The 14,452-nt window shown below is 77.2% G+C and carries 8 protein-coding genes; 4 read left to right on the top strand and 4 right to left on the bottom strand.

Annotation, left to right across the window (positions count from 1 at the left end; all coding sequences use genetic code 11):
* Positions 1 to 10 precede the first annotated feature (10 nt).
* Entirely contained in the window at positions 11 to 1,063 is a 1,053-nt protein-coding gene (zapE, locus tag Cpa01nite_RS15945; protein WP_203669750.1) for a cell division protein ZapE, read from the top strand.
* 108 nt (positions 1,064 to 1,171) lie between these two features.
* On the opposite strand, the gene treZ is transcribed toward zapE, so the two are convergent.
* The 3 genes from treZ to glgX are packed head-to-tail and all read right to left on the bottom strand — an operon-like array spanning position 1,172 to position 7,787.
* Complete coding sequence (gene treZ, locus Cpa01nite_RS15950; protein ID WP_203669751.1) at positions 1,172 to 3,022, bottom strand: malto-oligosyltrehalose trehalohydrolase; 1,851 nt, start codon at positions 3,020 to 3,022, stop codon at positions 1,172 to 1,174.
* The gene (gene treY, locus Cpa01nite_RS15955) at positions 3,019 to 5,550 is read right to left on the bottom strand and encodes a malto-oligosyltrehalose synthase (RefSeq protein ID WP_203669753.1); all 2,532 of its coding nucleotides are present in this window, start codon (positions 5,548 to 5,550) and stop codon (positions 3,019 to 3,021) included. The genes treZ and treY overlap by 4 nt, the downstream gene beginning before the upstream one ends.
* Complete coding sequence (gene glgX, locus Cpa01nite_RS15960; RefSeq protein ID WP_203669755.1) at positions 5,547 to 7,787, bottom strand: glycogen debranching protein GlgX; 2,241 nt, start codon at positions 7,785 to 7,787, stop codon at positions 5,547 to 5,549. Before glgX ends, treY begins: the two co-directional genes overlap by 4 nt.
* Positions 7,788 to 8,038: 251 nt before the next feature.
* Here glgX and Cpa01nite_RS15965 point away from each other — a divergent pair, with 251 nt between their 5' ends.
* Together Cpa01nite_RS15965 and Cpa01nite_RS15970 are read left to right on the top strand one after the other, a co-directional pair.
* Positions 8,039 to 8,248 (top strand): hypothetical protein, encoded by a 210-nt coding sequence (locus Cpa01nite_RS15965; RefSeq protein ID WP_203669757.1) that lies wholly within the window; start codon positions 8,039 to 8,041, stop codon positions 8,246 to 8,248.
* 262 nt (positions 8,249 to 8,510) lie between these two features.
* Positions 8,511 to 9,773 (top strand): class I SAM-dependent methyltransferase, encoded by a 1,263-nt coding sequence (locus tag Cpa01nite_RS15970; RefSeq protein ID WP_203669759.1) that lies wholly within the window; start codon positions 8,511 to 8,513, stop codon positions 9,771 to 9,773.
* Here Cpa01nite_RS15970 and Cpa01nite_RS15975 read toward each other — a convergent pair.
* Positions 9,755 to 12,991: an AfsR/SARP family transcriptional regulator gene (locus Cpa01nite_RS15975; protein ID WP_203669761.1), complete on the bottom strand. Its 3,237-nt coding sequence runs from the start codon at positions 12,989 to 12,991 to the stop codon at positions 9,755 to 9,757. The two genes, Cpa01nite_RS15970 and Cpa01nite_RS15975, sit on opposite strands and share 19 nt — an antisense overlap.
* 158 nt (positions 12,992 to 13,149) lie before the next feature.
* Here Cpa01nite_RS15975 and Cpa01nite_RS15980 point away from each other — a divergent pair, with 158 nt between their 5' ends.
* Positions 13,150 to 14,448, top strand: a complete 1,299-nt coding sequence (locus tag Cpa01nite_RS15980; protein ID WP_203669764.1) for an amidohydrolase — start codon at positions 13,150 to 13,152, stop codon at positions 14,446 to 14,448.
* Positions 14,449 to 14,452 lie beyond the last annotated feature (4 nt).

Genomic DNA, 14,452 nt, shown 5'->3' on the forward strand with positions numbered 1-14,452 from the left:
CTGTGCCGCCGTGAGCACCAGCCCCGCCACGCCGACGACGGCGAGCCTGACCGACCGGCGCCCCGACGTCGGCCGCGACCGCCTGCTGGCCGAGCGCGTCCCGCCGCCGCACTTCGCCGGCGAGTCGTTCGACACCTACGTGCCCGACCCGGAGTACCCGAGCCAGGCCGCCGCCGTGGCCCGGCTGCGCGAGGTCGCGGCGACGCTGACGTCGGGCGGCTCCGGCGGCCTGCTGAGCCGGCTCCGGCGGAAGCCCGCCGCGGTGCCCGCGGTGTACCTGGACGGCGGGTTCGGCGTGGGCAAGACGCACCTGCTCGCGTCGCTCGCCGCGGCCGTCGGGCCCGAGGACGCGGCGTACGGCACGTTCGTCGAGTGGACCAACCTGGTCGGCGCGCTGGGCTTCCGGCCGACGGTCGACGCGCTCGCCGGTCGGAAGCTCGTCTGCATCGACGAGTTCGAGCTCGACGACCCCGGCGACACCGTCCTGATGTCCCGGCTGCTGCGCGAGCTGACCGACCGGGGCGTGGCGCTCGCCGCGACGTCGAACACGCTGCCCGAGTCGCTCGGCGAGGGCCGGTTCGCGGCCGACGACTTCCTGCGCGAGATCCAGGACCTGTCCGACCGGTTCGAGGTGCTGCGGATCGACGGCCAGGACTACCGGCGCCGCGAGGCGGTCACCGACGCGCCCGGGCTGTCCGACGACGCGGTGCGCGCGGCGGTCGCGGGGGTGCCGGGGGCGACCCTGGACGCGTTCGGCGACCTGCTCGCGCACCTGTCGACCGTGCACGCGTCCCGGTACGGGGCGCTGCTGGACGGGGTCGCGCTGGTCGGGCTGACCGGCGTGGGGCCGGTGCCGGACCAGGACGTCGCGCTGCGGCTCGTGTCGCTGGTGGACCGGCTGTACGACCGGGACGTGCCGGTGCTGCTCGGCGGCGCGGGGGAGTCGGTGCTGTTCACCGAGCAGATGCTCGCGGGCGGGTACCGGAAGAAGTACTACCGCGCGCTGTCCCGCCTGGGCGCGCTGGCCGAGCGCGGTCGCCAGGAGGCCGCGGCCCGCGCCTGACGCGCCCGCTCTCGTGTGCCTCACCCCGGCTGGAGACGAGTGGACGATCTGGCCCGAGACGCCTCGACGTGTCGGGCCAGATCGTCCACTCGAGGGGGACGGGCGACGTCAGGGGGCCAGGACGGCCACCGAGCGCGGGCCCAGGAGCAGCTGCGGCCGGTCGCCGTCCTCGGCCTGCACCACGCGGGCCGTGGCCCACGAGGCCAGCACGCGCAGCTCGTCGTCGGTCCCCAGCGGCACCGTGCGCTCGGCGTCCGCGAGGTTGACGACCACGCGCGCGCCGCCGCGGTGCAGCACGAGCCAGTCGGCCCAGGCCCCGTCGACGGGCTCGGCCCCCTCCGCCCAGGTCAGGTCCGTGCGGGTGCGGTCGCCGGACGCCAGGTCCGGGACCTCGCGGCGCAGGCGGGCGAGCGTCCGGTACCAGTCGAGCATCCGCACCCCGCCCGGCAGGGTCGGCTCGTCCCAGTCCAGCCGGCCGGCCTCGAACGTCGCCGGGGACTGCGGGTCGGGGACCTCGAAGGTGTCCTCGTCCGCGCCGTACATCTCCGCCCAGCCGTGCCCGCCGAACTCCCGGGACCGGCCCTCGCGGACCGCCTGGGCGAGCTCGCGCTCGGGGTGGTCGGTCACGTACATCCACGGCGTGCGCGCGCCCCACTCCTCGCCCATGAACAGCATCGGCGTGAACGGCGACAGCAGCACCAGGGCGGCCGACGCGGCCAGCGCGCCGTCGTCCAGGGCGTCCGACGGTCGGTCCCCGAGCGCCCGGTTGCCGACCTGGTCGTGGTCGGAGCCGAACACGACGAACCGGTGCCCGTCGACCTCGGGGGGCACGGGGCGGCCCCAGTCCTCGCCGCGGAACGTCGAGTACCCGCCGTCGTGCACGAACACGTCGCGGTACGCCTTGCGCAGCGTCTCCGGCGCGCCGAAGTCGACGTAGTAGCCGTGCCGCTCGCCGGTCAGCAGGGCGTGCAGCGCGTGGTGCACGTCGTCCGCCCACTGCGCGGTCATGCCCCAGCCGCCCTCGGCGGTCGGGGTGACCGACATCGGGTCGTTGAGGTCGACCTCGGCGACCAGGGACAGCGGGCGCCCGACCTCGGCGGCCAGCGCCGCGACCTCGTCGGACAGCTGCGCGAGCACGTGCCGGGGCGAGTCGTCGACCAGCGCGTGCACGGCGTCCAGCCGCAGCGCGTCGACGTGGAAGTCCCGGAACCAGCGCAGGGCGCTGTCCACGATCCACCGGCGCACCTCGTCCGCGCCGTCCCCGTCCAGGTTGATCGCCGCGCCCCACGGGGTGTGGTGGGCGTCGGTGAAGTACGGCCCGAACTCGCCCAGGTAGTTGCCGGACGGCCCGAGGTGGTTGTGCACGACGTCCAGGCAGACCGCCAGCCCGGCGGCGTGCGCGGCGTCCACGAACCGCTGCAGGGCGGCCGGGCCGCCGTACGGCTCGTGCACGCCGTACAGGCTGACCCCGTCGTAGCCCCAGCCGCGCTCGCCGTTGAACGGCGCGAGCGGCAGCAGCTCGACGACCTCGACGCCGGTGGAGACCAGGTGGTCGAGCCGCCCGATCGCGGCGTCGAGCGTGCCCTCGGCGGTGAACGTCCCGACGTGCAGCTCGTAGACGACCGCGCCCCGCACGTCGCGGCCGGCCCAGCCGTCGTCGGACCAGGCGTGCCGGGTCGCGTCGAACACCCGGCTCGGCCCGTGCACGCCCGCGGGCGCCCAGGGGCCGCGCGGGTCGGGGCGCGGGTCCCCGCCGTCGAGCACGAACGCGTAGTCCGTGCCGTGCGGCAGGTCGCGGTCGGTGGTCCACCAGCCGCCGCCGGCGTCCGTCAGGGGGACCGTCTCGGCCCCCGCGTCGTCGGCGGCGGGGAGGTGCAGCGCGACCGCGGTCGCGTGCGGCGCCCACACCTCGCCGGGGCGGACGGTGCGGCGGTGGTCGTCGGCGCGGGTCTCGGTCACGCGTCGGTCCTCCTCACGAGCAGGGCGACCGGCAGCCGGTCGAGCAGGTCGGACAGCGGCTGCACGCCGCCGTCCACGGGCCGGTCGGCGAGCACGTCGTGCCAGTCGCCCTCGGGCAGGGCGACGGTGTGCTCGCCCCAGCCGCCGAGCCGGTCGACCATCGCGGCCAGCCGGGTCGCGATCACGGCGACCCGCGGTTCCCCGTCGGCGGTGCGGGCGTAGGTCAGGACGTGGCCGGACGAGTGCGGCAGCGCCACGATGCCCGCGCCGGGGCCGACGAACGCCTCGGGCACGTCCCGGCGCAGCCGGACCGCCCGCGACGTGACCAGCAGCTTCTCGTCCGCCAGGTCGCGGGCGCCCGCGCCCTCGTCCAGCCGGCCCAGCCGCGCGGCGATCGCCGGGTGGTCGACGGGCCGGCGGTTGTCCGGGTCGACCAGCGCGACCGCGGGCACCTCGGTGCCCTGGTACACGTCCGCGATCCCCGGCAGCGTCAGCTGGACGAGCTTCTGGCCGAGCGTGGCGGCGCGCACGGCGTCCCGGGTCCGGTGCTCCCAGTCGGTGAGCAGCCGTCCGACGCGCTCGTCGGCCAGGGCCTGGGTCGCGACGTCCAGCACCGCGCGCTCGTACGCCTCGTCCGGGCTGGTCCACGACGTGCGGTCCTTGGCCTCGCGCACCGCCTTGGTCAGGTACTCGGTCAGCCGCTCGGCCGCGATGGGCCCCTCGGCGGTCCAGGTGCCCGCGAGGGTCTGCCACAGCAAGTTCTCGGCGCGGCCGTCCAGCAGGGTGCTCCGGTAGGCGGCCGTGGCCTCGCGCAGCCGCCCGACCAGCTCGGCCCACTCGACCGGCAGCTCGGACAGCACGCCGAGCCGGGCCCGGACGTCCTCGCTGCGCTTGGTGTCGTGCGTCGACAGGGTGGTCATCCCGAGCGGGGTCTGCTGCTGGGCGCGGACCGCCCAGGCGAGCAGCTCGGTGGGGGACAGGGCGAACCGCTCGGGCTCGCCGCCGACCTCGGTCAGCGACACCAGGTGGGTCCACCGGTAGAAGGCGGTGTCCTCGACGCCCTTGGCCATCACGGCGCCGCAGGTCTGCTGGAACCGCACGACCAGCTCGTCGCGCTGCGGCTCCCGGGTGCGGCCCGCGCTGCCGACCTCGCGGCCGAGCAGGAGGTCGACCAGCACGTCCATCGTGGCGGCGCGCTCGGGCTGCAGCCGGGCGCGGGCGATCCGGGCGGCGTGCTCCAGCACCTCGACGTCGGCCGGGTGCGGGGTCCGGCCGGGCACGACGTACGCGCGGTACCGGTCCATCGCCACCAGCAGCTCGACCAGGCAGTCGTGCAGCGAGCGCCAGGTGTGGTCCCGCAGGCGCAGGTCGCCGCGGCACACCTCGGCGGCCAGCTCGGTGAGCCGGTACACCTCGGCGTACAGGGCCCGGTCGACGATCTCGCGCTTGGCGGTGTCGACGACCTCGGGCAGGGCGTCGGAGGACTCGCCGGTCAGCCGGTGCATGAGCGCCCCGAGCCGGGCGCTGCCGCCCGGGTCCACGAACGCCTGCTGGATCCGCCACAGCGCCTCGTAGCCCGTGGTGCCGGCGGTGTCCCAGTCGGCCGGGAGCTCCTCGTCGCCCTGCAGGATCTTCTCGACCACGACCCACGCGCCGCCGGAGCGCTCGCGCAGCCGCTCCAGGTAGCCGCCCGGGTCGGCCAGGCCGTCCGGGTGGTCGATCCGCAGGCCGTCGAGCACGCCCTCGTCGAGCAGGCGCAGGACCAGGGCGTGCGTCGCGTCGAACACGGCGGGGTCCTCGACCCGGATCGCGGCCAGCGTGCCGACGTCGAAGAACCGCCGGTAGTTCAGCTCCTCGTCGGCGACCCGCCAGTACGCCAGCCGGTAGTGCTGCCGCTCGAGCAGCTCGGCCAGCGGCAGCGCCTCGGTGCCCGGCCGGACCGGGAACGCGTGGTCGTAGTAGCGCAGCACCGGCTGCGGCTCGTCGCCGTGGCCGGGGACGACCTCGTGCTCCAGGTGCAGCTCGCCGGAGGCCAGCACGGCGCCGATCCGGTCGCCGAGCACGGGCATGAGCACGTCGCCCTCGCCCGCCGACCAGTCGACGTCGAACCAGGAGGCGTACGGCGACTCCGGGCCCTCGGCGAGCACCGACCACAGCGCCTTGTTGTGCCACGCGGGGGTCGGCACCGCCATGTGGTTGGGCACGATGTCGAGCACGAGGCCGAGGCCCGCCGCGTGCGCCCGGTCGGCGAGCCGGCGCAGGGCCGGCTCGCCGCCGAGGACGGGGGAGACCTCGTCGTGGTCGACGACGTCGTAGCCGTGCGTCGAGCCCGGCGCCGCGGTCAGGATCGGCGACAGGTAGACGTGCGTGACGCCGAGGTCCGCCAGGTACGGGACCAGGTCGGCGGCGTCGTCCAGCGTCAGGTCGGCGCCGAGCTGGAGCCGGTAGGTCGACGTCGGCACCGGCCGGCCCGGGGCGGGCAGGCGGCGGCTGGGGGTGCGGGGCTCGGTCCCGCGGTCGACGGTCACGCGCCGCCCGCCGCGCCGGTGGTCGCCGGGCCGCCCGGGGTGCCGGGCGCGCCCGACGTGGCCGGGGGCTGGGCGCCGTCCGCGAGCGTCGTGACCGCCGGCGCCTGCGTGATCGGGTCGACCTGCTGGACCGGCGGCCGGGACAGCACGACCGTCGACCGGTGCGCGATCTCGATCGTCGTCGAGTGCGCCAGCTCGTCGCCCGGCTCGAGCTGGTGGTCGCTGTCGAGCGCGACGGTCCAGGTCTCGCCGTACTCGGCGTCGGGCAGCGTGAACTGCACCGGCTCGGGCTGCGCGTTGAACAGCACGAGGAACGAGTCGTCGACGATCTCCTCGCCCCGCAGGTCGGGCTCGGCGATCGCGTCGCCGTTCAGGAAGACCATGACGGCGCGCGCGAACTCCTCCTGCCACTGCGCGTCCGACATGTGCGTGCCGGCCGGGGACAGCCACGCGATGTCGCGCAGGTCGGACTCGCCGCCCCGCTCGGGCGCGCCCGCGAAGAACCGGCGCCGGCGGAACACCGGGTGGTCCTTGCGCAGGTGCACGACGGCGCGGGCGTACTCGAGCAGCTCGGTGTCGTGCTCGTCGAGCTCCCAGTTCTGCCACGACAGCTCGTCGTCCTGGCAGTACACGTTGTTGTTGCCCTGCTGCGTGCGGCCCATCTCGTCGCCGTGCAGGATCATCGGCACGCCCTGGGACAGCAGCAGCGTGGTGAGGAAGTTCCGGCGCTGCCGGCCGCGCAGGTCCAGGACCTCCGGGTCGTCCGTCGGGCCCTCGACGCCGCAGTTCCAGGACCGGTTGTGGCTCTCGCCGTCCCGGTTGTCCTCGCCGTTGGCCTCGTTGTGCTTCTCGTTGTACGCCGTGAGGTCCGCCAGCGTGAAGCCGTCGTGCGCGGTGACGAAGTTGACGCTCGCGATGGGGCGGCGGCCGGTGTGCTCGTACAGGTCGGAGGACCCGGACAGCCGGCTGGCGAACTCCGCCAGGGTCGACGGCTCGCCGCGCCAGAAGTCGCGCACCGTGTCCCGGTACTGCCCGTTCCACTCCGACCACAGCGGCGGGAACCCGCCGACCTGGTAGCCGCCGTCGCCGAGGTCCCAGGGCTCCGCGATGAGCTTGACCTGGGAGATGATCGGGTCCTGCTGGATGATGTCGAAGAACGCGCTCAGGCGGTCGACCTCGTGGAACTGGCGGGCCAGCGTCGCCGCGAGGTCGAACCGGAAGCCGTCGACGTGCATGTCCTGCACCCAGTAGCGCAGCGAGTCCATGATCAGCTGCAGCACGTGCGGGGACCGCATGAGCAGCGAGTTCCCGGTGCCGGTCGTGTCGAAGTAGTGCGCCTGGTCGCCGTCGACGAGCCGGTAGTACGACGCGTTGTCGATCCCGCGGAACGACAGGGTCGGGCCCAGGTGGTTGCCCTCGGCGGTGTGGTTGTAGACCACGTCGAGGATGACCTCGATGTCGGCGGCGTGCAGCGCCTTGACCATCGCCTTGAACTCCTGCACCTGCTGGCCGTTGCTGCCGAAGGCGGCGTAGGCGTTGTGCGGCGCGAAGAAGCCGATCGTGTTGTAGCCCCAGTAGTTCGACAGCCCGCGGTCCTGCAGGGACGGGTCGTTGACGAACTGGTGCACCGGCATGAGCTCGACGGCGGTGACGCCGAGGCTGGTCAGGTGCTCGATCACGGCGGGGTGCGCGAGCGCGGAGTACGTACCGCGCATCTCCTCCGGCACGGCCGGGTGCAGCTGCGTGAGGCCCTTGACGTGCGCCTCGTAGATGACCGAGTCGTGGTACTCGTGCTGCGGCGGGCGGTCGTGTCCCCAGTCGAAGTACGGGTTCACCACGACGGAGGTCATGGTGTGGCCGGCGGAGTCGTCGGTGTTCCGCTCGTCCTCGGCGCCGAACGTGTACGAGTACAGCGACGGGTCGTTGTCGATCTGCCCGTCTATGGCCTTGGCGTACGGGTCGAGCAGCAGCTTCGACGGGTCGCAGCGGTGGCCCTGGGCGGGGTCGTACGGGCCGTGCACGCGGAACCCGTAGCGCTGGCCGGGCTGCAGCGCGGGGACGTAGCCGTGCCAGACGAACGCGTCGACCTCCGGCAGGTCCACCCGCGTCTCGTTCCCCGCCTCGTCGAACAGGCACAGCTCGACGCGCTCGGCGACGCCCGAGAACAGGGCGAAGTTCGTGCCGCTGCCGTCGTAGGTCGCGCCGAGCGGGTAGGGGCGTCCGGGCCAGATCCTCATGCGCGTCAGTCCTCCGGGGGGCGGTCGGTGTCGGCGGCGGTCTGCCGCGTCCTGGGCACAGCGTGCCAGGGGACCCCCCAGGTCCGCAGGACGAACGGTCCGGGTGCGGGCGGTGAGCGGTCCGCCCCGGGCCCGACGGGGTTCGCCGCAGCCCCTGCGCCGGGCCCACGACGGAGTTCACCCGGGTCAGCGCCCCCGTTCACCCCGACGGTCTATCGCATAACGGGCAAAACGGACGCAAACTTCGGGGCATGGCGGAACAGGACGAGTCGCGGGTGGTGATCACCAACGCGGACATCGCGGCGGCGAAGCGCGACTGGCAGCTCGCCCGCAGCCGCGGCGACCTGCCCGGCCGGGTCGAGGCGGCGTACGACCTCTACCGCCGGCTGGTGTCCGCCCAGGCGCAGCAGATCGCCGACACGTTCCGCGAGACGGGGGCGCTCCGCGCGGACCAGGGCTGAGCGCCGCGCTGCGGCTGCGGCGCTGCCGCGCTGCTGCTGCGCCGCAGTCGCCCCGCGTCGACGAGCGTCGAGATGGCAGAAGATGCGGGTTTCCCGCGCGGCGAAGCGCGCATCTTCTGCCATCTCGGCGCGAGGTCGCGCAATCGCGCAGTCGCACGGTCGGGCTGCGAGGCGGGTGCGAGGGGGCTGCGAGGGACCGGGCGCCTCCTGGTGGGGACCCGCCGGCGACCGTGCCGACGGCCCGACCCGCGAGGGGGACCGCATGTCCACGACCACGCCCGCCACCGGTCTCGGTGCCACGACCCGCGGCACGTCCGCCGGTCCGGACTCCGGCCCGGACCCCGGCACCACCGCCGGGTCCGCCGTCACCACCGCGGGCTCCGACGCCGGCCCGGACGACGCGGCCGCCGTCAGCGCGCCCGCCGCCGACGTGCGCGCTGCCGCGAGGCCCGGCGACCTGCTCGAGCCGGTCGGCCCGAGCACCGCGGAGGTCGCCGACCGGGTGTTCGCGGCGAGCCTCGGCGCGCAGGAGCTGGCCGCCGTCCACGCCGGCGACCGGCTCGGCTGGTACCGCGCACTGGACCGGCACGGGCCGTGCACCGCCGACGAGCTCGCCGCGCTCACCGCCACCCACCCGCGGTACGTCCGCGAGTGGCTCGAGCACCAGGCCGCCTGCGGGTACCTGGTCGTGGACGGCGGCGCGTTCGCGCTGACGCCCGGCGCCGCGGCGGTGCTGGCGGACCCCGACTCGCCGGACCACCTCGCGCCGCTCGGCCGGATGCACGCCGCGAGCGTGCGGGTGTCCGACGAGCTGCACGCCGCGTACCGCTCGGGCGGCGGGGTGCCGTGGGAGCGGCTGGGCGCGGACGCGCGGGAGGCGCAGGCCGCGCTCAACCGGCCGTTCTTCCTGGACGGGCTGGCCGCGGCGCTCGGGGACGCGCTGCCGGGCCTCGACGCGCGGCTGCGCGCCGGCGGCCGGGTGCTCGACGTCGGCTGCGGCGAGGGCTGGTCGTCGATCGGGCTCGCGCTGGCCCACGAGGACGCGGAGGTGACGGGGGTCGACCTGGACGAGGCGTCGGTGGCGGCGGCCCGGCGGCACGCGGCGGCCCGCGGCGTGGAGGACCGGGTGCGGTTCGTCGCCGCGGACGCGTCCTCCCTCGGGCCGCGGGCGGGGCGGGGGTTCGACCTGGCGCTCGCGTTCGAGTGCGTGCACGACCTGGCGGACCCGGTCGGCGTGCTCGGTGCGCTGCGCGCGCTCGTGGCCGCGGACGGCTGGGTCGTCGTCGCGGACGAGCGGGTCGCCGAGGAGTTCGCCGCGCCCGCCGGTCCCCTCGAGCGCTGGTACTACGGGTTCTCGCTCGGGGTGTGCCTGCCGGACGGGATGTCCCACCGGCCGAGCGCCGGCACGGGGACCGTCATGCGGCCCGCGACGTTGGCCGGGTACGCCCGCGCAGCGGGGTACGCCGCCGTCGAGGTGCTGCCCGTCGAGCACGACCTGTTCCGGTTCTACCGCCTGCGGGTCTGACGGCCCGGGGGTCCGGCGGCCGCGCGGGCCGGGCGCGGGGCGGCCGCCGCGCCGTCCTCGCCCGCCGCGCCGGTCGCCGCCGTGCCGGTCGCCGCAGCCGCGCCGCCCCCGCCGCCCGCCGCCCGCGCCGGGAGCCGGTCGACCGCCGCCGCCAGGTCGTCGTCCGCGCCCGCGTCCAGCAGCGCGGCGAGCCGCTCGGCCCCGAGCGCCGCGGCGAGCCCGGCGCGGGCGGCGGCCAGCGCGTCGGCCTCGACCCCGTACGTCACGGGCAGGTCCGGTGCGGTGACGGCACCGAGCAGCAGCGCCGCGTCCTCGGGCCGGTCCAGCCGGAGCAGCAGCGGCACGGCGTTCCGCAGCGCGGTGAGCAGGTGCGTCCGGTTGCCGGCGGGCGCCCAGTCGCGGGCGAGGGCGAGCAGCTCCTCGAGCGCCCCGGCGGGGTCGGGCCGGCGGGCGACCGCGGCGACGGTCGCGGCGCGGGCGACCCCGGACAGGTACCGGTCGCCCACGGCGTCGGCGAGCTCCCGGGCCTCCGCGAGCGCCGCCACCGCCGCGGCCGGGTCGCTCCCGGCGAGCACCTCGCCGTCGGTGAACGCCAGCCACGCCCGGTCGGACGGCGCCGCGAGGACGGGGTGCACCGCGCGGCGCAGCACGGCGAGCGCGGCCTCCGCGGCGATCGGGCGGTCTCGGTACGCCGCGACCAGCGCGGGGTAGGTGAGCCCGATGACCCGGTAGTGCGGGTCGGCGGCGTGCTGCGCCTCCGCGGCGATCCGGCCACCGAGCGCCACGGCGTCCTCGGTGCGGCCCTCGAACAGCGCGAGGTCGGCGAGCACCTCGAGCGCGTGCAGCCGGTCGGCCGCCTCCGCCGCGCCCGCGAGCGCCTGCTCCGCCCGGCGCGCGGCCCCGCCGCGGTGCCCCTGCAGCAGCGCGCGGGCCGCGAGCGCCGCGAGCACCGCCGGCGCGTCCTCGCGGCCGGGCACCGGCCAGGCGAGCACGTCGGTGCGCAGCACGTCGACGGCGTGCCGGTGCAGCGCCCGGGTCAGGCGCACGGCGAGGTCGGGGTCGTGGGTCGCCGCCCAGGCGTGCGCGACGCGCAGGTCGGGCAGCAGCTCGGTGAGGCGGGCGCGCGCCTCGGGCTCGCCGGGGCCGCGCAGCGCCCGGTCCGCGTCCCGCACGACGTCGAGCAGCACGGCCGCGTGCCGGGCGCGCACGCCGTCCGCGGGCGGGCCGATCACCGCGCGCACCGTCTGCAGCATCCGGTACCGCGTGCGCCCCCGGGCGTCGTCCCGGACCAGCAGCGAGGCCGCGGCGAGCTGCTCGGCGGTGCGGGCCGGGACGTCCAGCACCCGGGCGGCGAGGTCCGGGGCGCAGGCGGTCGCGAACACCGGCCAGCCCTCCAGCGCGCGGCGCGCGTCCCGGGTGAGCAGCTCCCGGGACCACGCCACGAGCGCGGCGAGCGAGCGGTGCCGCGCGGGCGCGTCCCGGCGCGGGAGCACCAGCGAGTCGAGCCGCGCGTCGAGCAGGTCGGCGACGTCCGCGACGCTCAGGGTCGCCGTGCGGGCGGCCGCCATCTCGACCGCGAGCGGCAGCCCGTCGAGGCGGGCGACGATGCGGGCGACGGGGTCCGGCGCCCCGACCGCCGCCTCCGGGGTCGGCGGTAACGCGCGACCGGCGGCCGCACGGGCGCGGTCCCGGAACAGCCGCGCCGCCGCGGATGCCGGGCCGACGGCGTCGAGCGGCTCCACCAGCAGCACGTGCTCCCCGGCGACGCCGAGCGGCGTGCGGCTCGTGGCGAGCAGGCGCAGCGGGCCGGGCTCGGACAGCAGCAGGTCGACGCACTCGGCGACCGCGCCGGCGACGTGCTCGCAGTTGTCCAGCAGCAGGACGACCGCTCGCGTCCCGGCCCGGGCGAGGGCCTGCGCGGGCGGGTCGTCCGGGTCGGCGTCCAGGGCGTGCGCGACGGCGGCGGGCACCGCCGCGGGGTCCCGCACCGCCCCGAGCTCGACGAACCGGGGGACCAGCGGCGCGCCGACCCGGGCCGCGGCCTCCAGGGCCAGGCGGGTCTTGCCGACGCCGCCCGGGCCGACGAGCGTCACCAGCGGGCTCTCGCCCAGCAGGGCGCGCGCGGCGCGCAGCTCGTCCTCGCGGCCGACGAACGAGGTGCGCGGGCGCGGCAGGGCGGCGCGGGCCGGGGCGTCCGGCGGGCCGGCACCGGGCGTCGTGCGCGCCGCGCCGGTGCGGCGCGCGCCCGCCGGCGGGGCCGCGGAGGGTGGCGTGCCGGCCGCCGGCGGCGCTCCGGGCGTGGGGAGCGCGCCCGCGGCCGGGCGGACCCCGCCCGTGCGGCGCGGGCCCGTCGGCGCGCTGCGGCCGTCGGCCCGGACCGGCGCCGGCGGCTCCCCGGCGCGCGGCGGCGCCCCTGCCCCCGGCGGCTCCCCGGCGCGCGGCGTCCCCGCTCCCGGCGGCGCCCCGGCGCCCGGCGGCCGCCCGGCCGCGAGCGCCGCGGCGTGCGCGGTCCGCAGCTCGTGCGACGGCAGCAGCCCGATCTCGTCCAGCGCCGCGGCGGCCCGCAGGTAGGCGAGCACGGCCTCCCCGGGCCGGCCCTCGGCCGTGTGCGCGCGGACGAGCAGCGCCCACGCGCCCTCCCGGTACGGGTCGCCGTCCAGGGCACGCTCGGCGGCGTCCGCGGCGCGCTCCGCGTCGGTGTCGAGCAGGGCTCGGGCGAGCGCCTCGTGCGCGCTGCGCCGCGCGGTCTCCAGCCGCTCGGCCTCCGCCTGGACCTCGGGCAGGTCGGCCTCGCCGCCGAACGCGGGGCCCCGCCACAGGGCGAGCGCGTCGGCGAGCACCTGCGCCCGGCTCGCGGGTTCGTCCCCGGCGGCGTCGGCGCGACCCCGCCCGGCGGACCGGGGCCGGGTGGCGGCGCGCACGGCCCGGTCGAACCGGTCCGCGTCGAGGTCCTGGGGGTCGAGGCGGTACCCGCCCGGCACCGCGCGCAGGTCGGCACCGACGAGCGCGCGGATCCGCGAGGCGTGCGAGTGCAGGGTGTGCTCCGCGCTCGGCGGCGGGCCGGCCGGCCAGAGCGCGGCGATGAGCCGCTCGCGCGGGACCAGGGCCCCCCGGTGCGCGAGCAGGACCGCGAGGAGCGCACGCTGGCGCGAGCCGCGGACCGGTTCGGCCCCCTCCGCGGTCACGAGCTCCACGGGCCCCAGCACCCCGTACCGCATGGGCCGATGGTGGCCCGGCCGGGGCGGCGGGGGCAAGAGGGGCGCGGTAGCGGCCCCGCGGGTGCCGCCCGGCGACCGCCGCACGACCCCCGCCCGCCCGCGCCCCGGGGGTAGCGTGCGCGAGGGACGCCACCCCGACCCGGAGGGACCACCGCCGCATGGCACTCGACGCCGCCCCGACCACCGACCGCACCCGCGCCGCGCGGGTGCTCGACGCGGCGGACACCCGCGACGCGCACTGGCGCGACCTCTACCGCGACCTGCACGCGCACCCCGAGCTGTCCGGCCGGGAGCACCGCACGGCCGCGGCGCTCGCGGCCGAGCTGCGCGCGTCGGGCCTCGACGTGACCGAGGGCGTCGGCGGGACCGGCGTGGTCGGCGTGCTCCGCAACGGCGACGGCCCGGTGGTCATGCTGCGTGCCGACATGGACGGCCTGCCGGTCCTCGAGGAGACCGGCCTGCCGTACCAGAGCCGGCACACGGACGTGAACCCGGCGGGGGAGACCGTGGCCACCATGCACGCGTGCGGGCACGACATGCACGTGACGGCGCTCGCGGCCGCGGTCGACGCGCTCGCGGCCGCCCGGGACGCCTGGCGCGGGACCCTGCTCGTCGTCGGCCAGCCCGCCGAGGAGACGGCGACCGGCGCGAGCGCGATGCTCGCCGACGGGCTGTTCACCCGGTTCCCGAAGCCCGACGTCGCGCTCGGCCAGCACGTCGGCCCGCTGCCCGCCGGGGTCGCGAACCACTCCCGGGGCCTGCTCATGGCCGCGGCCGCGACCCTGGACGTGACGATCCACGGGCGCGGCGGCCACGGCTCCCGGCCGTTCGTCACCGTCGACCCGATCCTCACCGCGGCGTACGCGATCACCCGGCTGCAGACGATCGCTGCGCGCGAGACCGCGCCCGAGGACCCGCTGGTCGTCACCGTCGGCACCTTCCACGCCGGCACGAAGTCGAACATCATCCCGGACACCGCGACGTTCACCGTGAACCTGCGGGCGCGGTCCGACGCGTCGATGACGCGGGCCGTCGCCGCGGTCGAGCGGATCGTCGGCGCCGAGGCCGCGGCCGCGGGCTGCCCGCAGCCGCCCACGATCACGATGCGCGAGAACCCGCCGGCCACCGTCAACACCGCCGAGGTCGTCGACCGGGTGATGGCCGCGCAGCAGGCGGTGATGCCCGGGGGCGCGGTGCGGACCGCCGAGCCGCTCATGGGCTCCGAGGACTTCTCCGAGTACGGGCTGCCGAGGGGCCGGTACGCGGGCGACCCGGTGCCGTACGCGTTCTGGTTCTGGGGCGGCATGGACCCCGCGCTGTTCCCCGACGGCTACGTCTCCGGGTTCTCCGCGGCCGTCCCGGGCAACCACACCGCGCAGTTCGCGCCGCTCGACGAGCCGACGATCGCCGCGGGCCGGCGGCTGCTGGTGGCCGCCGCGCTGGAGTTCCTCGCCTGACCGC

Source organism: Cellulomonas pakistanensis (assembly GCF_016862755.1).
GTDB lineage: Bacteria > Actinomycetota > Actinomycetes > Actinomycetales > Cellulomonadaceae > Cellulomonas > Cellulomonas pakistanensis.

Coding starts and splice junctions, on each gene's coding strand:
- glgX (WP_203669755.1), bottom strand. CDS start 7,787: ATGAGGATCTGGCCCGGACGCCCCTACCCGCTCGGCGCGACCTACGAC.
- Cpa01nite_RS15965 (WP_203669757.1), top strand. CDS start 8,039: ATGGCGGAACAGGACGAGTCGCGGGTGGTGATCACCAACGCGGACATC.
- Cpa01nite_RS15970 (WP_203669759.1), top strand. CDS start 8,511: ATGTCCACGACCACGCCCGCCACCGGTCTCGGTGCCACGACCCGCGGC.
- Cpa01nite_RS15975 (WP_203669761.1), bottom strand. CDS start 12,991: ATGCGGTACGGGGTGCTGGGGCCCGTGGAGCTCGTGACCGCGGAGGGG.
- Cpa01nite_RS15980 (WP_203669764.1), top strand. CDS start 13,150: ATGGCACTCGACGCCGCCCCGACCACCGACCGCACCCGCGCCGCGCGG.